The 20,605-nt window shown below is 64.4% G+C and carries 21 protein-coding genes; 14 read left to right on the top strand and 7 right to left on the bottom strand.

From position 1 onward, the window contains the following. Positions 1–248: 2-oxo acid dehydrogenase subunit E2 (locus LB571_RS26510; protein WP_224599239.1), on the top strand; the 248-nt coding region annotated here is incomplete at its 5' end. Positions 249–358: 110 nt separating this feature from the next. Further along, positions 359–727, top strand: a complete 369-nt coding sequence (locus LB571_RS26505) for a hypothetical protein (RefSeq protein ID WP_015315457.1) — start codon at positions 359–361, stop codon at positions 725–727. Between the two features lie 11 nt (positions 728–738). On the opposite strand, the gene LB571_RS26500 is transcribed toward LB571_RS26505, so the two are convergent. Further along, positions 739–1,710 carry a sugar-binding transcriptional regulator gene (locus tag LB571_RS26500; protein ID WP_224599238.1) on the bottom strand — a complete coding sequence of 324 codons (972 nt, stop codon included), beginning with the start codon at positions 1,708–1,710 and terminating at the stop codon, positions 739–741. A gap of 260 nt (positions 1,711–1,970) precedes the next feature. On the opposite strand from LB571_RS26500, the gene LB571_RS26495 reads away from it, so the two are divergent. The 6 genes from LB571_RS26495 to LB571_RS26470 all read left to right on the top strand — a co-directional run bounded on the left by LB571_RS26495 (position 1,971) and on the right by LB571_RS26470 (position 8,982). Further along, positions 1,971–2,957, top strand: coding sequence for an ABC transporter substrate-binding protein (locus LB571_RS26495; RefSeq protein WP_015315459.1), 987 nt, complete (start codon positions 1,971–1,973; stop codon positions 2,955–2,957). A gap of 92 nt (positions 2,958–3,049) precedes the next feature. Then, positions 3,050–4,753, top strand: coding sequence for an ABC transporter permease (locus LB571_RS26490; protein ID WP_224599237.1), 1,704 nt, complete (start codon positions 3,050–3,052; stop codon positions 4,751–4,753). Further along, complete coding sequence (locus tag LB571_RS26485) at positions 4,741–5,820, top strand: ABC transporter ATP-binding protein (protein WP_224599236.1); 1,080 nt, start codon at positions 4,741–4,743, stop codon at positions 5,818–5,820. Before LB571_RS26490 ends, LB571_RS26485 begins: the two co-directional genes overlap by 13 nt. Continuing rightward, positions 5,820–6,986: an MBL fold metallo-hydrolase gene (locus LB571_RS26480; RefSeq protein ID WP_224599242.1), complete on the top strand. Its 1,167-nt coding sequence runs from the start codon at positions 5,820–5,822 to the stop codon at positions 6,984–6,986. Before LB571_RS26485 ends, LB571_RS26480 begins: the two co-directional genes overlap by 1 nt. Further along, the gene (locus LB571_RS26475) at positions 6,983–7,738 is read left to right on the top strand and encodes a 5'/3'-nucleotidase SurE (RefSeq protein WP_140616778.1); all 756 of its coding nucleotides are present in this window, start codon (positions 6,983–6,985) and stop codon (positions 7,736–7,738) included. Before LB571_RS26480 ends, LB571_RS26475 begins: the two co-directional genes overlap by 4 nt. A gap of 110 nt (positions 7,739–7,848) precedes the next feature. After that, the gene (locus LB571_RS26470) at positions 7,849–8,982 is read left to right on the top strand and encodes a DUF930 domain-containing protein (protein ID WP_140874916.1); all 1,134 of its coding nucleotides are present in this window, start codon (positions 7,849–7,851) and stop codon (positions 8,980–8,982) included. A 10-nt stretch (positions 8,983–8,992) separates the two neighbouring features. Here LB571_RS26470 and LB571_RS26465 read toward each other — a convergent pair whose 3' ends face one another. Together LB571_RS26465 and LB571_RS26460 are read right to left on the bottom strand one after the other, a co-directional pair. After that, a complete protein-coding gene (locus LB571_RS26465) occupies positions 8,993–9,667 on the bottom strand; it encodes an HAD family hydrolase (RefSeq protein WP_140712791.1) in 675 nt (224 codons plus the stop codon). 107 nt (positions 9,668–9,774) lie between these two features. Then, positions 9,775–10,416, bottom strand: a complete 642-nt coding sequence (locus tag LB571_RS26460) for a hypothetical protein (protein WP_140712793.1) — start codon at positions 10,414–10,416, stop codon at positions 9,775–9,777. Positions 10,417–10,607: 191 nt separating this feature from the next. Between LB571_RS26460 and LB571_RS26455 the strand changes: the two genes are divergently transcribed. Genes LB571_RS26455 through ptsP form a run of 5 tightly spaced genes read left to right on the top strand, consistent with a single transcriptional unit; the run spans position 10,608 to position 15,330 of the window. After that, a complete protein-coding gene (locus LB571_RS26455; RefSeq protein WP_140662905.1) occupies positions 10,608–11,045 on the top strand; it encodes a transcriptional regulator GutM in 438 nt (145 codons plus the stop codon). 53 nt (positions 11,046–11,098) lie between these two features. Next, positions 11,099–11,866 (top strand): PTS glucitol/sorbitol transporter subunit IIC, encoded by a 768-nt coding sequence (locus tag LB571_RS26450; protein WP_015315468.1) that lies wholly within the window; start codon positions 11,099–11,101, stop codon positions 11,864–11,866. 16 nt (positions 11,867–11,882) lie between these two features. After that, a complete protein-coding gene (locus tag LB571_RS26445; protein WP_140712795.1) occupies positions 11,883–12,881 on the top strand; it encodes a PTS glucitol/sorbitol transporter subunit IIB in 999 nt (332 codons plus the stop codon). A 26-nt stretch (positions 12,882–12,907) separates the two neighbouring features. Next, positions 12,908–13,288, top strand: a complete 381-nt coding sequence (locus LB571_RS26440) for a PTS glucitol/sorbitol transporter subunit IIA (RefSeq protein WP_224599234.1) — start codon at positions 12,908–12,910, stop codon at positions 13,286–13,288. 56 nt (positions 13,289–13,344) lie between these two features. Continuing rightward, a complete protein-coding gene (ptsP, locus tag LB571_RS26435; RefSeq protein WP_224599231.1) occupies positions 13,345–15,330 on the top strand; it encodes a phosphoenolpyruvate--protein phosphotransferase in 1,986 nt (661 codons plus the stop codon). 22 nt (positions 15,331–15,352) lie between these two features. Here ptsP and LB571_RS26430 read toward each other — a convergent pair whose 3' ends face one another. Beyond that, positions 15,353–16,153 (bottom strand): hypothetical protein, encoded by an 801-nt coding sequence (locus tag LB571_RS26430; RefSeq protein WP_224599229.1) that lies wholly within the window; start codon positions 16,151–16,153, stop codon positions 15,353–15,355. Between the two features lie 172 nt (positions 16,154–16,325). Between LB571_RS26430 and LB571_RS26425 the strand changes: the two genes are divergently transcribed. After that, entirely contained in the window at positions 16,326–17,345 is a 1,020-nt protein-coding gene (locus LB571_RS26425; RefSeq protein WP_140874924.1) for a sugar-binding transcriptional regulator, read from the top strand. Here LB571_RS26425 and LB571_RS26420 read toward each other — a convergent pair. Genes LB571_RS26420 through LB571_RS26410 form a run of 3 tightly spaced genes read right to left on the bottom strand, consistent with a single transcriptional unit; the run spans position 17,332 to position 20,510 of the window. After that, positions 17,332–18,183 carry a TIGR01459 family HAD-type hydrolase gene (locus tag LB571_RS26420; protein WP_015315474.1) on the bottom strand — a complete coding sequence of 284 codons (852 nt, stop codon included), beginning with the start codon at positions 18,181–18,183 and terminating at the stop codon, positions 17,332–17,334. The genes LB571_RS26425 and LB571_RS26420 overlap by 14 nt on opposite strands. Further along, the gene (locus LB571_RS26415; protein WP_224599227.1) at positions 18,180–19,454 is read right to left on the bottom strand and encodes an FGGY-family carbohydrate kinase; all 1,275 of its coding nucleotides are present in this window, start codon (positions 19,452–19,454) and stop codon (positions 18,180–18,182) included. Before LB571_RS26415 ends, LB571_RS26420 begins: the two co-directional genes overlap by 4 nt. A gap of 15 nt (positions 19,455–19,469) precedes the next feature. Beyond that, entirely contained in the window at positions 19,470–20,510 is a 1,041-nt protein-coding gene (locus LB571_RS26410) for a class II aldolase/adducin family protein (RefSeq protein ID WP_224599225.1), read from the bottom strand. Positions 20,511–20,605 lie beyond the last annotated feature (95 nt).

Genomic DNA, 20,605 nt, shown 5'->3' with positions numbered 1-20,605 from the left:
CCGTCTCCAATCTCGGCATGTTCGGCATCAAGGACTTTGCCGCCGTCATCAACCCGCCGCATGCGACGATCCTGGCGGTCGGCGCGGGCGAGGAGCGGGCGGTGGTCAAGAATGGTGAGATCAGAATAGCGACCGTGATGTCGGTGACGCTGTCGACCGACCATCGTGCGGTTGACGGCGCGCTGGGGGCCGAACTGCTGGTCGCCTTCAAGAAGCTGATCGAGAATCCGATGGGCATGCTGGTCTAGTCTCCTGCAGTAAGCCGGCGCCAATGATGCGCCGGCTTATGATGAAACGACTTGTCAGGCTCCGAACCTTGACCCATGTTCCCTGGTGATCGCGACCAAGGGAGGCCAACATGCCTGCATTCGACCCGTCTGACGTCAAAACCTTGTTCGGCAGGGTCATGGGCGCGTCGCCTTCCGACATCAAGCTGGTGGCGCAGCGCCTGCACGATCATGCTTTCGAGCCACGCATGTCGGCGGAAGAGACAAGGCAGCTTGTCGTCAGCCTCGGCTATGACAGCCTCGATGCGTTCTGCAGTGATATCGGCCTGCCCGCGCATATCGCCGAGCGCTGGAGCCGTTTTGGCGTTTCGGGCGAGATGAAGCAGGTGTTCACCCTGCTGGCGGGGCAGCGCAGACGCGTGGCCGAAGCGATCGCCGAATTCGAATCCATGACCCATGTCGGCGTCGAGGATTTTTTGCGCGAGCGCGGGTTGATTTAAACCCAGGCATCTCAGCCGGCCTTGGCCAGCAGCGCTATAGCGGTGTCGCTGTCGGTGATCAGCACATTGGTGTTGACAGCCTTGAGCGCGGCGAGGATTGCCGCCACCTTGCGCTTTCCGCCGGCGGCCAGCACGACATTCGGCACATGGGCGACAACATCGAGGTCGATCGCCATGACGCGCCGGTTGACTTCGTGATCGACGAGCCTGCCGGCGGCATCGACGAAATAGCATAGCATGTTGGCGACCGCGCCTTTTGCCTTCAAGGGTGTAATCAGCGATGACGGCACGATGTCATGCCGAAAGATGGTGGCATCGGGCGATATGTCGCCGACGGTGAGCAATGCGATGTCGGCCGCCGCGGCGCGCCGGCGCACATCCTGCAGCGTCGGCTGCGCCCACAGGAGATCGCGCAGCGAGGGGTCGTCCACCATCACCGGCGCCGTGATCTGATAGCTGTCCACCTCGAACACATCGGCGACCTTGGCGGCCACGATCGACGGGTTGATCCATTGCGAATGCGGCAGGCTGCCGACAAGCGCCACCACCGAGGCGCGCTTCAAGTGCCGGCGGGCGAGGAAACCCAGGCTGGCGTGCAGTGTGGCGCCACCGCCGATCGCCAGCGTCATGCCATCCTGCATCTGCTCGCCGAGATAGGCCGCCACGGCGTGGCCGATGGCCTTCTCCAGATGGTCGTGAACCGAAGGTGTCGGGATGACGACGGCGGCGTTGAGGCCCCAGCGTTTTTCCAGTTCCCGCTCAAGCGCCACCTGTTCGGCTGTCGGCGCGTTGATCATGGTAACGACGATGCCCTCGGCGGTACAGGCGGCCAGCGTACGCATGACCTTCACCCTGGAGACATTGAGCTTGTCGGCGATCTGCTCCTGCGTGAAGCCCTCGACATAATAGAGCCATGCCGTCTTGACGCTGAGGTCCGACGAGACCATCGGCAGGCGAGCCGGTGCGGGCTTTTGCGTGGGCATGGATGTCGTCCCTCATGTGTCATGGCCGACGGTTGTCCTCATCCGGGCAAGGCCGCTCTTACGTCAATCGGATGCCGGGTTCGCGGCAGGCCGATTATCGCACAGCTGTGATCATTTGTAATTGACATCGTACATATGAACATATTTTGTTGGTTTCACGCGCTGTGTCATCCACCAGTCATATGCGCCGTGCAGGGAGGAAGAGACGGGGTGCTGGCCAGGGGCCAGACCGGTCATGCACAGACAAGACAGGAGGTCTCATGAAGACGCTATTCATCCAGCTGCTGGCCAGCCAGCTGGCACTCGCGGCAACTTTGTTTGCCGGCGTGGCAAATGCCGAAACACTGACGCTCTACACATCCCAGCCCGAGGCAGACGCAGCCAAGACCGTGGATGCGTTCAAGAAGGCACAACCCGGCATCGACGTCACCATCTATCGCTCCGGAACCAGCGACATCCTGACCAAGATGGCGGCCGAGTTCGCCGCAGGCAGCCCGCAGCCCGACGTGCTGCTGATCGCCGACGCGGTGTCGATGGAACTGCTGAAGAAGGACGACCGGCTGCTGGCCTATCCCGAGGCCAAGCTCGACGGCATCGAGGCGGATGCCTATGACGCCGACAAGACTTATTTCGGCAGCAAGCTGATCACTACCGGCATCGTCTACAACACCGCTGCCGCCGAAAAGCCGCAGCATTGGGCGGACCTCGCCAAGCCGGCCTATGCCGATGGCCTGGTCATGCCGAGCCCGCTCTATTCCGGTGCCGCCGCCTACCTGCTTTCGGGCTTCGCCGGCGACAGCAATTATGGCTGGGATTTCTTCCAGAAGCTGAAGACCAACAACACCGTCAGCGTGCGCGGCAATGGCGCGGTGCTGAAGTCGGTGGCGTCGGGCGAGAAGCCCTATGGCATCCTCGTCGATTTCATGGCGATGAACGCCAAGAAGAAGGGTTCGCCTGTCGAATTCGTGTTCCCCTCGGAGGGCGTGCCCGCCGTGACCGAACCGGTGGCCATCATGAAGACCGCCAAGAACGTCGACGGTGCGAAAAAATTCGTCGACTTCATTCTGTCCGATGAAGGCCAGAAGCTGGCGCTGTCGATGGGTTACCTGCCGGCACGCGCTTCGGTCGGTCGTCCCGACTGGCTGCCGGAAGGCGTCAAGGTCAAGGTGATGCCGTTCGACACCAAGGCGATCGTCGCCGAGACCGACGCCGACAAGGCGAAGTTCCAGGACCTGTTCGGCGGCTGAGCCGTCGATCCCCGCGAGATGCCGTCTCGACGGCATCTCGTCAGTTCAGGTGAGCCCGGCCGCACCGCTGACCGATCCCAGGAAACGCAATCATGCCGACACGTATCAGGGAGAGCCGGGGCCAGGAAATGGTCCTGACGGCGGCGGTGGCCGCCGTCATTGTCCTGCTTTCGCTGCTGCCCACGCTGCGCCTCGTCAAGGAGATCGTGGCACCCGGCGGTGTCTTGTCGACGGTGGCCGTGGAGGCCGGGCTGAGAAGCCCGGCAACCTGGATCGCGACATGGCATACGCTGGTCGTCGGCATCGGCGGCACTCTTCTGGCGGTGCTGTCGGGAACGTCGGTGGCCGTGCTTGTATCGCTGACCGACATACGCGGCCGAAGCGCCCTGGTGCTCTGCTACGTCATGCCGCTGATGATCGCGCCACAGGTGACGGCGCTGGCCTGGCTGCAACTGTTCGGCCCTGCCAGCCCATTCCTCAAGCTTTTCGGGGCGGCGCCGCCGCTCGGCACGAAGAACCCGCTCTACTCGACCTCGGGCATCATCCTGCTGCTTGGCGTCCAATACGGGCCGCTGGTCTTCCTGCTGGTGCGTGCAGGCCTGCGCAAGCTGCCGCGCGAACTGGTCGAAGCGGCGCGCGCCGGCGGTGCGAATTGGTTCACCGTACTGATCACCATCGTGCTGCCCTTGATGACGCCGTCGATCATGGCGGCGGCCGCGCTTGCCTTCGTCTCCTGCGTCGGCAATTTCGGCATTCCGGCCTTTCTCGGCATCCCCGCCAACTACCTGGTGCTGCCGACGCTCATCTATCAGAAGCTGGCCGGCGGGGGCCCGGCGGTACTCGGCGAGACCGCGTTCCTGTCGGTGCTGATCGGCATCATCGCCATGGCCGGCATTCTTGCCCAGGAGGTGATGAGCCGCCGCCGCGACTACCGCATCTCCTCGACGTCGCTGCCGGCCGAACCTTATGAACTGGGCCGCTGGCGGCCGGTCGTCCAGGCCGGGATGTGGTTGCTCATCGTGCTGGTGCTGGTCCTGCCGCTGTTCGGGCTGGTGCTGACGTCGCTGGTGCCGGGCTACGGCATCGCGCTCACCGCCAAGACGGCGACGCTCGACAATTACCGTTTCGTGCTGTTCGAGCATGATGCCGCCAGCCGCGCCTTCTTCAACAGTTTCTGGCTGTCGATCGCTGCCGCTTTCTTCGCGGTCCTCGTCGCCGTGCCGATCGGCTATCTCATCGCTTGGGGCAAGCAGCGCTGGGTGCGGCTGCTCAATCTTTCAGTCGAACTGCCGTATGCCTTGCCCGGCGTGGTGCTGGCGATCGCCTCGCTGCTCTTGTTCCTGCGCCCCATCCCGCTGACCGGCGTCCAGCTCTACAACACCGTCTGGATCATCCTCTATGCCTATCTCGCCCGCTTCCTGGTGCTGGCCTTGCGGCCGACCATCAGCGGCTATCACCAGATCGATCGGGCACTCGAAGAAGCCGCACAAGTTGCGGGCGCCGGCCTGTTCACGCGCATGCGCACCATCGTCTTTCCGCTGGTCGCGCCGGCGGCGATCGCCGGCGGCCTGCTGATCTTCATGACGGCCCTCAGCGAACTCACCGTCTCGGCGCTGCTGTGGTCGTCGGGCTCGGAGACCATCGGCGTTGTCATGTTTTCCTTCGAGCAGGGCGGCGATTCCAACTACGCGGCGGCGATGTCGGTCATCACGGTCGCGGTCACCTTCGTGCTGATGCTGGTGACCAACCTGCTTGCCCCTCATCTTCCGAGCGGAGTTCTGCCATGGCGCGATTGACCCTGGACCATGTGACCAAGAGCTTCGCCGATTTCGACGCCGTGAAGGATGTCTCGATCGACGTCGCTGACGGCGAGTTTCTGGCGGTGCTCGGCCCCTCCGGCTGTGGCAAGACGACATTGCTGCGGCTGGTCGCCGGTTTCGAAAAGGTGACCTCGGGCGAAATCCGCATCGGCAGCGATGTCGTGTCGAACAGCGGCGGCAGCGTCGCGCCGGAAAAGCGGCGCGTCGGCATCGTCTTCCAGAATTATGCGCTGTGGCCGCATATGAGCGTCGCCGAGAACATCGGCTATGCGCTGAAGGTGGCCAAGCTCGACAAGGCGGTTGCACGCCAAAAAGTGGAAGACGCGCTCGCCCTTGTCAATCTTCAGGGTCTGGGCGAGCGCCGGCCCGCCAATCTCTCCGGCGGCCAGCGCCAGCGGGTGGCCTTGGCGCGTTGCCTGGTGGCGACACCTTCGCTGGTGCTGTTCGACGAGCCACTCGCCAATCTCGACGTCCATCTCAGGGCCTCGATGGAGGACGAGTTCGCCGCCTTCCACAAGCGCACCGGCACGACCATCGTCTACATCACCCATGACCAGGCCGAGGCGATGGCGCTGGCCGACCGCATCGCGGTGATGGACCATGGACGCTTGGCGCAGCTCGCCACTCCGCGTGAACTTTATCATGAGCCGGCAAACGAAATGGTCGCCTCCTTCATTTCGCAAGGCATTCTGCTTCCGGCGGACGTGTTGGCCAGCGAGGAAAACGGCCATTGCAAGGTCCGGGTTCTCGGAACCGAGCTGGTGGTCCGTTGCCGGCCTGGCGAGCGGCCACGCGCCGGCGCCAAGATCTGCTGCCGCTCCGCCGATATCGAGCTTTCGGCCGATGCCTCGGGCTTTCACGGTCTCGTCAAGCGGGCGATCTACCAGGGCGGCGCGGCGCGGATTGAATTCGCGCCGACCGCTGGTCCCGACCTCACCTTGCATTTCGAGCAACCCGATCCGGTTGTGCTGGAGAACGGGGCGCAAGCGCGCCTGCGCATAAAATCCGGCTGGCTGATCCCGGCGGCGGGGACAGCCTCGTGATGATACTGGACCTTGCCGGCGGCTTCGGAGAAAAGGGCCGCACCAGCCTCGCCGTCAACAGCGGCGACGATCGCATCCTGCTCGATGTCGGCATCAAGGTCGGCGCTTCCGGGGCGGAATACTATCCAGCGCTCAACGGGTCGAGCGACGACATCGATGCTGTTTTTGTTTCGCATGCCCATGAGGATCATGTCGGCGCGCTGAGCTGGCTGTTGTCGCGGGGCTATAGCGGCCCGATCTTCATGACGGCGGAGACCCGTGCCGAGGCGCCGGCCACGCTTGCCGCCTATGCCGAGCCGGAGGATTTCAGGCGATTTCCCTTGCCTGAAAACCGCATCGAACTCTTCGAACCAGGCGACACACTCACTAGCGGCAATTTCGTAGTCAGCACGGGACGTTCAGGTCACGTCGTCGGCGGGGTCTGGTTCGCCGTCGACGACGGGACAAGCCGCATCGCCTATTCGGCCGATGTGGTGCCTGACAGCAATGTGTTCGTCATGGACACGATCCCGCATTGCGATCTCCTGGTCTTCGATGCCTCCTACGGGGCGGATCCCGTGCCGGGGGCTGCCCGGGCGCAAAAAATTTCCGAATGGGTGGCGCGGCATCCGCAGGGATGCCTGTTGCCGACGCCGCTGTCTGGCCGATCGCTGGAACTGATCGCGGCCTTGCCGGGGTCGTTCGCCGTCCATGCCGGCATGCGTTCGTCGCTGGAAGCGCAGATCGGCGCGACCGCGTCCCTGTTGCCGGGCATTTCCGAGCTTTTGCTTGCCCGCCTGCGAAGCGCGGCCGACTGGAGCGATGCCGACCCGCTGCCTTCGCTGCCCCTGCTGGCCAATGACGGCATGGGCGAGGCTGGCCCGTCGTCGCACCTTTTGCCTCGCGCCGACGATGCCGGGTTTCCGGTGTTGCTCACCGGGCATCTGCCTTTGGGCTCTCCGGCCGATCTCATGCACAAGGCCGGCCGGGCGGACTGGATACGCATGCCCACCCACCCGACACTGTCGGGCAATGTCGGCATCTGGGAGAAGGCGGGACGCCCCAGGGCGCTGGGCCATTCCTGCGCGCCCGATCTTCTGGGCGAGTTGAAAAGCCATATTCCGTCCTTGCTCACGCAATGCCGTACGGGTCAACGCATCACGGTGGGGCAAGGAAGCGCATCATGAGAATCCTGATCTGCAACGATGACGGCATCGAAGCGCCGGGTCTTGCCCGTCTGGTCAATGCCGCCCTCGGGTTGAGCGACGATGTCTGGGTGGTCGCGCCGGACGGCAAGCGCACCGCCGCCGGCTCGTCGCTGACCATCGCCAGGCCGCTGACGATGCGGCGCGTCAAGCCGAACTGGTATTCGTGCTCGGGCACGCCAGCCGATTGCGTGGTGAGCGCCATGACGTGGCTATTCGCTGATGAACCGAAGCCTGACCTCGTATTGTCGGGCATCAATGACGGCCGCAACGTCGCCGAGGATATCGCCTATTCCGGCACACTGGGTATTGCCCGCGAAGCGAGTTTCTGGGGCATACCCGCGATCGGCTTTTCGCGCGTGAAAAATCCTGACTTCGGCGCTGCCGACGACGAATGGCTTGGCAAGCTGATCGCCTCGCTCTGGCAAGCGCGTGCCGATTGGGCGACAGAGGGCCATTGGCTGAGCGTCAACTTGCCGACCGCGCTGCCGGCCGAAATTCGCCAGCCGCGCATCGGCCGCGACAAGATCGGCCGCACGGCCGAGGTGGTGGAAAGCGCCGGGGATCGCACGATCATCACGGTGCCGCGTGGCCGAGCCCATGCAAGCGAACCGGGGGATGAAAACGCCGCGATCGATGCGGGTTTCGTCAGCATCAACCGGCTGAACTGGTTTGGGGAAACGCGGCTGGACGAGGGATTTCTGGACGGAATCCCACGCTGGCGGCAAAGCTAGCCGATCTCCCTGCGCGGCATCCCCCAGATCACCAAGCTGTCAGCGGCTAAATGGCGTCAATCCGGTGCTTATGCTTGAAGCCGCCGCTATTTCATTCCACATCGGAAGAGATGAAGGATGAGACACGCGAATGGCGCCGGAATCTGCTGTGGGCCTTGGCCGCATCGCTGGTCCTGCATGCGCTTGTCGCATCGTTCTTCATCTACGGCCTGTCAAAAGCCTCACAAGAGCCCCAGCAGGAGCAACCGATAAGCGTCGCGCTCGTGCCTCCGCCCGACAAGCCAAAACCGCAGCCGCTCAAAGCCGAGAAGCCGCCGGAACCTAAGGCTGATAAACCCCCCGAGCATAAGGTTGAAAAGCCACCCGAACAGCCGCGCAAACAACCTGACGACACCGCTTTGAAGCGCGTTTTTCAGTATGGCGACAAAGATACCGGACCGAAGAAATCCCTGGATGGGGGGGCGGCCAAGGACAATGCGCCGTCGCCTGCAAAGGATGAGGCCTCGAAGCCTCCGGTCGTGCCCAAGTCCGCCGAGAACAAGCCTGCAGCGACGGCAAACGCGGAGCAGCGGCCGGATGCGAGCAAAGCCGATGAGAATCCGCCAACCGAGCCGACCGTCACCAAGCCCACGCCGAGCGAGGAAAAGCAGGTCACGGAAGACGCTGATAAACAGCAGGCTGCGCCAAAAGCTTCCGATCAGCAAGCAGCCGTAGAGCCAAAGCCGTCGCCAGCCGAGAGCGACGCCAAGACCGGGGCCGCGACCGAAAAGCCCAAGGCCAAAGTCGTCAAGACGATGAAGTTCAAGTCTGAAAAAGCCCTGAAGTCCCGGGCCGGAAAAGCCACCGCCTCAAATTCCACGAACGACGCAGGTGCTGGATCACCAATGTATTCCGGTCTTCCGGGGGTTCGGAAACTCTACTCGCAGGGCGCTACCGGCGACGCGTTGGCCACGAGTTCCATGAGCGGCGTACCTCGCAGTCAGCGCGTTGCGACCCTTTGCGCCAACGTGCTGGACCAGGAGCTGCAGGGTGCCGACTATTCTCCCAAATGGCTGCCGACGATTCCGCTGAAAGCCGGCAATGTTCTCGACCGCCCCGAAGCGGCCTTCAGCACGACAACCACATGGTACCAACTGAGCTTCCGATGCGAGGTGGATGCCGATGCGACCAGGGTCCTGTCGTTCGGCTTCCGTGTCGGCTCCGAGATTCCACGCAGCGAATGGCCGCCAAACCATCCTCTTTAGCCTCTGCCACTTAGGCTGGCACACCAAGTCCAGCCAATTGCCGGCTGACTTCTTGCCAGTCGGCGCAGACGAAATCGGCACCGGCCGCCGTCAGCCGTGCGGCATGCTCGGCATAAGTATGGCCGCCGCCGGTATAGCCGATCGCCGTCATGCCGGCGGCAACCGCGCCCTGGATGCCGAAAGGCGAGTCCTCGATGACGATGCAGTCGGCTGGTTTGGCGCCCATCCTGGCAGCCGCGAAAAGGAAGATGTCCGGCGCCGGCTTGCCGTTCTTGACCATCGAGGAACTGTAGATCGCATCGCCGAAGAAGCGTGCCAGTCCGGTCACCGCCAGGCTGTGGTTTATACGCTCGATGGAGGACGAGGAGGCAACGCAGCGGTCGCCGGCAAGCGTTTCCAGAAACGAGCCTATTCCAGGCGTTGGCTTCAACTCTTCGGTGAAAAGCACCTTGGTCTCGGCCCAGATATCGCCGTCGGCCGACGCGGGAAACTGATGGCCGGTCAACTCCTTGATCCTGACGATGATGTCGGCCTGTTTCATGCCGACGCACTGGGCGATGATGCCGCCGTGAACGCCCGGCATGCCATGCTTATCGTAGACACGTTCATAGGCCTTGGCGGCCAGTGGCTCGCTGTCGACGAGAACGCCGTCGCAATCGAAAATGATCAGTCTTGACGGCGCCACGCGTTTCTCCCGGCCTCTGTCAGAATTCGCACATCGCTATCGACAAAAAGTCAAATGTTCAATAGCGGGCACGCTCGGCCTCGTGGATAGAGGTGATAGAGGCCGATTCAAAGCTGGCGCAAGACGTCGCTGGCGCGGGAGGACCCCAGCGCCCGCTGCATGGCCTGCCGCGACTGTGCGCGATCGGGCGTGATCCAGTTCGGTTCCGCCCCCAGGAAGCGGTCGAGGAAAGCCACGGCATAGGCCGGTATTTCGGTGACGTTCTCGCGATAGGACCACCAGGTGCGCAGGTCGTCGGCGCATTTGTCGATACTGGGCGCCGAGCCAAACTCCTGCTCGTAGATCGCCGAAATCACCGAGACACAGTAGTTGGTGTAGAGAAAGCCTTCCGGCCAGAAACGGATGATGTCCAGCGTGCCGGCATTCTGATCCGTTTCGATGAGCTGGGTGAGGCCGGAGATTTCCCTTGCCGGCGCCTGTTTTATCAGTTCGCGCAGCACGAGGCCGGCGGCAAAGACGATGAAATCGGCGCGGTCGATCGCGGCAAAGCGCTTCTGCGCTTCCATGACCTCGACCCAGTCGAGAAAAGCCCGGGTCAGCTTCGCCTCGTCGATTTCGAAGCGTACGCCGAATGTGTCCGAGACCACCTTGGCGCTGCCGCGGAAGGTGGCGCGGAACCAGCGCAACTGCCGCAGCCGGTGGCGCAGGTCGGGCATGAGGGCCAGTTCATCCCTGAAGGGCAGTTCCATTTCCTGTATCCCGTTTCCCCCAGGTTAGCACAATCGTGCCCCCGCCGTAATCGCGCGGCGGCCCTGTGGATGACCGTGGTTGAGGTCAATATCATACATATTGACATTCGCGGAAACAAATGTTCTCACTTTGCTGTTGTCGCGCGCCGGTCCAAGGTGCGCCTCGACTGAGGCTTCGGGAGGAGAACCGAATGGCGATTTGGCAGTGGGGACTGCTTCTGCTGGTTATTGTGTGGGCGTTGCAGTCGCTCGGCGTCTGGCTGCAGATGCGGCACTATTCGGATGTCTTCCGGGGCGTCACCAACCAGTACAAGGACGGCTTCGTCGGAGCCGGCAATTTTCGCGGCCGATTTGCCAAGGGAACGATCGCGCTGGTCGTGGTTACGCCCGACTTGATCGTGCGCCGAATGATGGTGATGAGCGGCCGTTCCGTGTTCACCAAATTCAAGCGACATGAAGAATTCGAGGGCGTTCCCCTCGATCGACTCCGGTCCAACCCTGCGATCATGGGGGAGGGGGAACCCGGTGTGGCCGAGGCCGTGAAGCGGGCGATCGAACAGATCGACAAAGCACGGTCGGAGCCGGGGAAGAAGCCGGGTTTGGCCGGCTTGAATGTAGCAAGGGCATAGAGGAGGCCGTGCGCCGACTGGGATCAACCGGCGGGCCGGCATAAGGAGGAGAAATGTCTGTATTTTCGTTGTTGGCGCAGCATGCCGACATGGCCGTGCACAATTTGCATGTCGCGGGTGCCATGGTCTCGGATGCCGCATTGCATGGCAGGCTCGCCGTCGAGCATGCTTCCGATCATCTCGTGGTCCTGGCGCAGGCGCAGACCGACAGCGGGCCGGTCACCGCCGATCAGCTGAAGGAACAGCTGAAAAACGTGCAGCAGGAAGAGCAGCTTGGCTGGTTGACTGCCATCGGCAAGTACTTCATCGGCATTTTCCAGAAGGGCGGCGAGGTTTTCGCCGGCTTTGTCACCGGCATCATCCCGACGCTTGTGGTGCTGATGACCGCCTTTTACGCCGTCACTGAACTGGTTGGCGAAGAGCGGGTCCACGGTCTGGCGCGTGGCGCTGGCCGCATCGCGCTGACCCGCTACACCGTGCTGCCGCTGCTGGCGGTGTTCTTCCTCACCAACCCGATGGCTTACACCTTCGGCTCGTTCCTGGAAGAAAAGCACAAGCCGGCCTTCTATGACGCGGCCGTGTCCTACGTGCATCCGCCGCTCGGCCTCTTTCCGCACATCAACCCTGGCGAATATTTCGTCTGGGGAGGCATGCTCGTGGCCTTGCTCGATCTCGAGAAGCGCGGCGTCATCGCCGCCGGCTACCATGTCAAGGTTGCCATCTGGTACGCCATCGTCGGCCTCGTCGTCATCCTACTCAAGGGCATGCTGACCGAGCGCATCACCGCCATCATGGCACGCCGCCAGGGCGTCGAGCTGTAAGGGCGGGGAGGACATCATGGCCAAGACATACAAAGCCGTACGGATCACCCGGGGCAAAACAGGGTGGGGCGGTCCGCTTGTGATCGAGCCGACCGAACAGCGCAGCAAGGTTGTTTCCGTCACCGGTGGTGGCATTCATCCGGTGGCGCAGCTCATCGCCGATATGACCGGCGCTGAAGCCGTCGACGGCTTCAAGGCGCCGCCGATCGAAAGCGAAATGGCGGTTGTCGTCGTCGACTGCGGCGGCACCGCACGATGCGGCGTCTATCCGCGCAAGCGTATCCCGACCGTCAACCTGACGCCGGTCGGACAGTCCGGGCCGCTCGCCCAGTTCATCACCGAGGATATCTATGTTTCGGGCGTCAAGCCGGCCGACGTCACAATGGCGGACGGGTCCGAGGCGGTCACGACTGCAGGGGGAGCAGCATCGATGAGTTCGACCAACAACACAGCGACGCCGACGGCGCTGCCCAGCGAGGGTGGCCTGATCGGTTTCATCAGCACGATCGGCCGCGTCATGGGTCGTGTCGTCGGCATCTTCTTCAATGCCGGCCGCCGCACCATCGACCAGGTCGTCCGCAACGTGCTGCCGTTCATGGCCTTCGTGACCATGCTCATCGGCCTGATCCTGTATACCGGCGTCGGTGACGTGCTGGCGCAGCCGATGGGTCCGCTGGCCAACAATATCGTCGGCCTGCTGATCATCTCGGCCATTTGCGGCCTGCCGTTCCTGTCGCCCATCCTGGGCCCAGGCGCTGTCATCGCGCAGGTTATCGGCGTCGCCATCATCGGCCCGCAGATTGCCAACGGCACGATCTCTCCGGCGATGGCGCTGCCGGCTCTGTTTGCCTACAACACCCAGGTGGGCTGCGACTTCGTTCCCGTCGGCCTCGCACTGGGTGAAGCCAAGCCGAAAACCATCGAAATCGGCGTGCCGGCGGTGCTCATCAGCCGCCAGATCATGGGTCCGGTCTCGGTGCTGATCGCCTGGGTCGTTTCCCTGATCGTGTTCTAAACACCAGAAATAACGAGGTTCGCCATATGTCGGTTCTTCTCAAGACACGGGTCACGGCAATAGGACCCGAAGTGGCGGACCTCGCCGAGGGCGGCGTGGTCATCCTGTTCGCGGATGGCTCGCCACCGGAGCTTGCCGAGGTCTCGGTGCTCCACAAGGCCGAGATCGGACCCAGCGACGGCGCACCTGAAAAGGGCGCGTCGATCACCCTTGGCCCGGTTTCGGCTGTCATAACCGCCGTCGGCTCCAGCGCCTGGAGCAAGGTGCTCGAGATGGGCCACGTCGTCATCTCGTTCAACGGCGCGACCGAGGCCGAAAGGCCAGGCGAGATCTGCGCGTCGCAGGTCGATACGCAAGCCCTCGTGTCAGCGCTGAAGACAGACGCGATCATCACCATCGCCGCCTGAAAGCATTCGCGCCCAGCCAGTCTGGCTTTGGCGCCCAAAAAAGCAGAGTATTTGCCATGGAACGCTCGACCATCGTCAGAGTGCATGAAGGTTTGCACGCCCGTCCCGCCACGCGCTTCGTCAAGCTCGCCAAGGCTTTCGAATCCGACGTCGAACTGGTCAAGGACGGCAAGGCGGTCAGTGCCAAGAGTTCGGTCAAGCTGATGCTGCTGGCGGTCAAGGAAAACCAGGAAGTCACCGTGCGGGCGAACGGCGCCGACGCCATCGAGGCGATCGAGGCGCTGATCGGCTATCTCGAGAACCCCAAGGCGGGTCTCGACGACGAAGACACCCACGCTCCAGCCAATGACCAGGGCAAGGAAGCGGCACTCGCGCCAGCGCCACGGTCCGCGCCGGCTGCATCAGGCGAAGCAAGCAGTGGTTTGCGCGGTGTCGCCGCAAGCGAGGGCGTCGCCATCGGGCCGGCTTTTGCACATTTCCCGCCCGACATCGCCGGGCAGGGCCGCATGCTGCAGGCCGATGAGATCGCCGGCGAGATCGACAGGTTTCGCACCGCCGTCGCCGCCGTCCAGGCACGCATGGACCGGGCCTTGGCGCAGGACAGTCTGTCGGCCGGTGACCGGGGCATCGTCGCGGCGCTGAGGGATATCGCCGCCGACGACAGCCTGACCGGCGAGGCCGAGAAGGCAATCAGGGGCGGCAATGACGCGGTCTCGGCCACGATCACCGCCGCCTCCACCATCGCCGCCGATTTCAGCGCCGTCGACGATCATTATCTCAATGCGCGGGCGGACGATGTCCATGCGGTCGGACGGCAGATCAGCCTGGTGCTGCTTGGCCAGGACGACGTCAGTCTCGAAAACATCCCGCAAGGTGCGATCCTGATCGCCGACGATATCGGCGCCTGGGATCTGGCGCGGGCGCCGCTGAAACGCATCGGCGGCGTGGTGTGCGGCCATGGCGGCGCCACCTCGCACATCGCCATCATCGCCCGCTCGCATGGCATTCCGGCGGTGCTCGGCCTTGGCGACCGGATCCACCTCTTGCGCACGGCACAAGAGGTGGCGCTCGACGGCAACAGCGGCCAGGTGATCATCGACCCCGATGCGGCGACGCGCGCCGATTTCGCCGGTCGTGTCCAAGCGGCGGCGAAGGAGCGTGCCGGCCTTGCGGCTTTCAAGACGGTGACGCCGAAGCTGGCGGACGGCAGGGTCATCGAGGTCGCGGCCAATATCGGCTCGCTGGAAGAGATCGAGGCAGCGCAAGAGGCCGGCGCCATGGGTGTCGGCCTGTTCCGCACCGAGCTCCTGTTCATGCGCCATATGCACCTTCCGTCGGAGGACATGCAGGCCGAGACCTATGCGGCGCTGGCCAAGGCCTTCGCACCCTATCCGGTCATCGTGCGCACGCTCGACATCGGCGGCGACAAGCCGATCGCCGGCATCGAGTTCCCCGACGAGGAGAACCCCTTCCTCGGTTGGCGGGGCATCCGCATGTGCCTCGACCGGCCCGATATCTTCAAGCGCCAGCTCAGGGCGCTGCTGAGGGCCGCCGTGCACGGCAACATCAAGGTGATGCTGCCGATGGTCTCCGATCTTGGCGAGGTGCGGCAGACGCGCGTTCTTGTCGACGAATGCGCCGCCGAACTCAAGGCCGAAGGCGTGCCGCATGCGACGTTCGATCTCGGCGTGATGATCGAAACCCCGGCCGCCGTGCTGATCGCCCCGGCACTGGCCAAGGAAGTGGCTTTCTTCTCGATCGGCACCAACGACCTGACCCAGTACATCATGGCGGCCGATCGGCTCAACCCGACCGTTGCGAAGCTCAACGACGTCACCAATCCGGCGGTCATGTCGGCGATCGGGCTGACGGCCAAGGCCGGCGTCGCCGCCGGCATCATGGTCGGCATGTGCGGCGAAGCGGCGGGCCGGCCGGATCTCATTCCGGCCTTCCTGGAGATGGGCCTGACCGAGCTGTCGATGAGCCCGGCCTCGATCCAGCGCGCCAAGAAGACGATCACGGCGATGGCAGCCGGGGAGTAGTTCCCGCAACCGCCGCTGGAGCTTACGGCAGATGCGCAAGCAAGGTGGCGAACACAGGTGCCAATTCGTCGACCGGGCTCGCCTTGGCGCAGGCCTGAGCAATGCGCTCATGACGTATGTCGGCCGCCAGAATCGCGATTTCCAGCATGTCGGGCTCCGGCGCGCCGTCACGACCGGTGGTCGCCAGGCCGCAGGCCAGGACGACCGGCGCCAGGCAGCTTACGTCGAGCGCCTGGCCGCCGGCAGCGCTCGTTTCCGGCGCGGCTTCGCCAAAGCGGACCGGACGCTGGTTGAGCAACTCGACCAGCAGTGCCGCGCAGATGGCCGCGATGGCCTGCAGTCCGGCACCCGGCGCGGCCAGCGCAGCCAACAATTCGCCATGGCGCTTGCGCATGGCCGCGTGGACGGCGGCGAACCCGGCTTCATGGATACGGGCGTGGTCGATCTTCGGCCCGGCAAGCACTGCCTTGGTCAGATAGTACATGTCGCGCCGGAACAGGCGCTCGGCGCTCAATTGCTGGTCTTCGTCACCGGCCGGGAAATAGGTGGCGAGGCCTTTTACGGTCGTTCCATCCACTCTTATCGGGCGCTCGTGCGGGACGAAGGATTCGGCGATCGACAGCGCTTCGTCGACGGCACTCGCGGCATGGCTGAGCAGGCCTTCGATGCCTTTGCCCGGAAATGGCGGCAGATGGCTGGTTGCTTCGCGCAGCAGGCTGGCCTCGCTGGCGCCGTCATGGCGGCTCTGGCGGATGATGTCGCGGACTTCCCGCAGCCGGTCCTTGAGGTTGACGCGGACATCTTCGGAGATTTGTCGGAGCATCGCGGTTAGCCTCGAATGTGCCGTGCGGCGCCACCTGCGACGGGCACCACCGACTCTACATTGTTCCTATCGATTGGTAGATCAATAGGCGATACTAGACCAGCATGCAGAATCGGCGACGGCGCACTCGTCCGCCGCGGGGGAGGGATGATTGGCCAGGGGACGACAAATCGTGGAAAGACGGCCCGAGGAAAGGCGGGCCGACGAAAGGCGGGCAGGAGCCGAAGCGACCGAGCAGATCGTCAGCGAGAGCCGCACGGACCGCCTCAGGATCCGCGCCGCCTGGATGTATTTCGTCGAGCAGATGACGCAGAACGAGATCGCCGATGTGCTCGGCGTCGGCCGCGTCACCATCGTGCGCATGCTGGCGGAGGCGCGGTCGCGCAACGAGGTCAAGATCACCATCGAGAGCGAGCTTCTGGAGATCGTGCGGCTGGAGCGCGCGCTGGAAAAGACCTTCGGCCTCCAGCAGGCGCTGGTGGCGCCGCTGACGGCGGCCAGTGCCGATCCGATCCCGGCAATAGCCGCCAAGACCGGCATGTTCCTGTCCGACGCTATGAAATCCGGCATGCAGGTCGGTGTCGGCTGGGGCAATACGCTGTTCCACACCTTGCCGTTCATCAGCGCCAAATCGCTGACCGATTTCAAGGTGATTTCGCTGCTTGGCGGCGTCGGCGTCGCGCGCCGGGTCAACCCGGCCGAGTTCGCCTGGCGCTTCGCCCAGATCTTCCAGGGCGACGGCTATCTGATGCCGACGCCAGCCGTCGTCGACAGCGTCGAGACCAAGATCGCGCTGATCGAACGCTGCGGCCTGCAGGAGGTTTTTGAAATGGCCGACGCGCTCGACGCCGTTCTGCTGAGTGTCGGCGGGATCGCTTCGGCCACCACCTTCTCGCGCGGCGGCTTCCTCAGGGAAGCGGACCGGGAGGCGCTGCTGGCGCGCGGCGCCGTCGGGGACCTCCTGTTCCACTTCTACGACCGCAATGGCGATCTGGTCGATCATCCCGTCAACAACCATGTGATGTCGGTGGATGTCGACCGGCTGCGCAAGGCGCCAATCCGCATTCTGACCTCCGGCGGCGCGGAGAAGACCGACGCCCTGCTCGGCGCAATGAACCTGATTGCGCCCACAATCCTGATCACCGACGAGGAGAGTGCAAGGCGGATTCTGGCGGCGGTCAGCGAAAGCTGAAGGACCCCATCGTATAGTCCGGCCAGGCCTTATGCTCATCGAAGACAGCGGCGAGGTCAGGCGTGTCGGCCAATATCCCACCCATCACCAGTGCCGTCGCGATGCCGACGCCATTGCCGCCTGCAATATCGTGTTCGACGCTGTCGCCGACGCAGACCACGCTGCCGCGCTTTGGTTCGCCGGCGAGCGCGAGCGCCGCTTCGAAGATCGCCGGGCCGGGCTTGCCGATGCGGGTGACGCTGCCGCCCAGGCTCTCGTAAAGATCGGCGATCTCGCCGGCGCCGAAGCGGGGCCCGACCGCCGTCAGCATGATCTTGTCGGGATTGGTGCAGAAGCATGGCACTTTTCGCGCCGCCGCCGGGGCCAGCAAGCGGCGATAATGCTCGAGGTCGTAGCGGTCGCCCTCGCTGGCCGCGATCAGTACCAGGTTGGCGGTATCGCCGGTTCCAGTCAATACAAAAGGCAGGCCCTCGATCGCTGTGCGGTCATTATCGCGGCTGATCAACAGGCAGTTCGTGCCGGGCCGCAACGCTCCGGTCGCCGCCATTTCGTGGAAGGATCGCCACGCCACCTCGCCGGAGGAAACGAAATGATCCCAGCTTCCGGGCTCGAAGCCGAGCCTCAGCAAACGGTCTTCGTTGGGCTTGGCGCGCCTGCCGGAGTTGGAGACCAGCACCACGGTCTTTCCGGCGCGCTTCAGTGCCGCCAAGGCCACCACCGCACCGGGATAGGGGGCCGAGCCGTCATGCAGCACGCCGAACTGGTCGACCAGGAAGACCTGGTAGCGCTCCTCCAGCGGTCCGATGCCGTCGAGGCGTTCAGCCAGTTTCCCGCTCATAGCAACCCCACCTCGTTCGCACCCTTCAACGCCAGCCGCGCCGCTCCGGCAGCGGCCTCGTCCGACAAAGCCGGCATGAACGCAACGCCGAGCTTACGCTGCCGGATCGCGCTCCACGCCGGATTTGCCGCGCCGCCGCCGACGCTGCGCACCGAAGTCAGCGCCGGCGCGCCGAGCTCGCCAAGCCGGCGATAGCCGAGCGCTTCGATCGCGGCCATGCCTTCGAACATCGCCTTGAGATAGTCGGCATCATCCGCCGGGCGCGGGACGAGGCGCGGGGGGAGCGCCGGATCGGCGATCGGGAAGCGTTCGCCCGATGTGGCGAGTGGATAATAGTCGAGGCCGGTCTCGGTTGCGGGGTCGATCATGGCACTGAGCTCGATGATCCGCGCGAGCGGAAAATGCCGCGCCAGCACCTTGCCACCGGAATTCGATGCGCCGCCGGCCAGCCAGGTGTCGCCAAGACGATGGCTGTAGATGCCGAAGCGCGGCGCCGAGATCGGCCGGTCGGACAGGATCTTGATGGTCAGCGAGGAACCCAATGCGGTGACGCCGTCGCCGGCTGCCGCAGCGCCCGTCGCCAGGAATGAGGCGCAGCCGTCCGTGGTGCCGGCAACCACAACCACATCGCGCGGCAAGCCGAAAAGCGCGGCGGCGGCCGTGGTAAGCGTGCCGCTGACCTCGCCCGGCTCGACGACATCAGGCAGTAAATTCATGCGCATGCCGGTGGCCGCGATCCAATCCGGCCAGCGGCGAGCCTCGACGTCATAGCCGGTCTTGAGCGCATTGTTCTCGTCGCTGACGTCGAAGCGTCCGGACAGGTTGCCGGCGATCCAGTCGGCCTGGTGGAGCACGGCCGCCATGCCGGGCAGACGCTGGAATCGGAGCGCCTTGGCGAGGCCTGAAGTCGGCCCGTGGGCGGCGCTCGTTTCCGGCGCCTCGCGGGCGACGATGGCCAGGATGTCTCCGTCATCGACCTTGTCGTTGTACATCAGCGGCTCGGCCAGGGGCCGCCCATCAGTGTCGACCGGCAGCAGCGTGCCCGATGTGCCGTCGACGGCGATGGCGCGGACCGTGGCACGGTCTATGCTTGAAAGCAGCCCGGCCAGCGCCGCCTGGACCGCTTGCCACCATGTGCGGGGATCGCGGGGGTTCGGGCCGAACCTGTCGAGAGGCACGGCGGATTGGGCGGCAATGGAAAAATCCTGGCGCATGGCGACCGCGCGGGCGCCGGAGGTGCCGATGTCGATGCCGACGACAAGTGGCGTCATGTCGTCCGTTCCTTGTCAGGCCGTGCCGGCGGCGTTGAGCTTCTGGCGATACTGCTCGGCGTCCCAGTTGACCAGTTCGTCATTCTCGGCGGCCGTGAGATAGTTCAGCCGCGCCTTGCCATCGACGCGCGCGGTCACGTCGGCCAGGCAACGCTGCATGGCGTCGGCACCGGCGCTGGCGTCGCCGCGCATCAGCACGCCGGCGCCGGGAAACAGGATCGCCGGTGGCGCCGCGCCGAGCCGCGCGACGACGCCGGCCACGTCCTCGCCCGGCCTCGCCAGGACCGAGCCCTGGCCAAGGAATATGACATGGTCCGGATAGAGGCTGCCGGCCTCGGCCATGTGCAGGCTTTCCGCATCGATCGCGACAGCATGCGCTTCGATATCCGCCGGTAACCGGTAATCGCCGGCTAGCGTCGTCAGGGCGGCGATGTCGGGTGCGGCGGTCGCGCGCGCCGGCCGCGCCAGCAGCGACCGGACGCGGTGCAGCAAGGCCTGTGCGTCGGGGACGGTTTCCGCGGCGACCACCAGTCCGTGATTGCCAAGGATCAGTACGTCGACGCCGGGTCGCAATCTCTCGGCAATGCCACGGGCGAGCGGCAGGCCCGGCCGGAAATAGGGCACCCAGGCCCATTCGATGCCGCCCAGCCGCCTGGCGACCTCGGCCTCGCCATCGGCTTGCACGGCCAGCGAAATCGTGTCGACGCAGTGGACGTGCAGAACCACGCGTTGCGGCATCAAGGCATGCACCGTGGTCTCGATCGACGGACGCAGGCCACGCGGATTGAGGTCTTCGATGGCGAAAGCCTGTGGCTTGTCGGCGGCCGGGTCGCGCCGGTCGACGGCCTCCAGCAGCGGCGCCATCGCCACCGGCACCATGATGTCGTCGCTGAGCGCGTCCTTCAGCCAGGTGCCCGAAGCCTTGATCCACAGCGTGTCGCCGGCCTTCAGCGAGGTGTTTCCGCCCGCCGCCTGCGTCATATGCGGGTTCAGCCCGATGCTGGCCGAAAGCGCCCGCAAGGCAGCCAGTTCCTGTGCATCAGCTTGGGTTGCCATGGCCCTTTTCTCCAACGCTTGCACAAAATCCCGTCGTCGGGACCGGTGTTGGCGTTGGTATCGCAGATGTGAGTGATCTGCGTCAATAGTGATCT

It is taken from the genome of Mesorhizobium sp. BR1-1-4 (genome assembly GCF_020165375.1).
Taxonomy (GTDB): domain Bacteria; phylum Pseudomonadota; class Alphaproteobacteria; order Rhizobiales; family Rhizobiaceae; genus Mesorhizobium; species Mesorhizobium australicum.
Note: the sequence above shows the minus strand (reverse complement) of the source record. Positions and strands in the feature narration are given on the sequence as shown.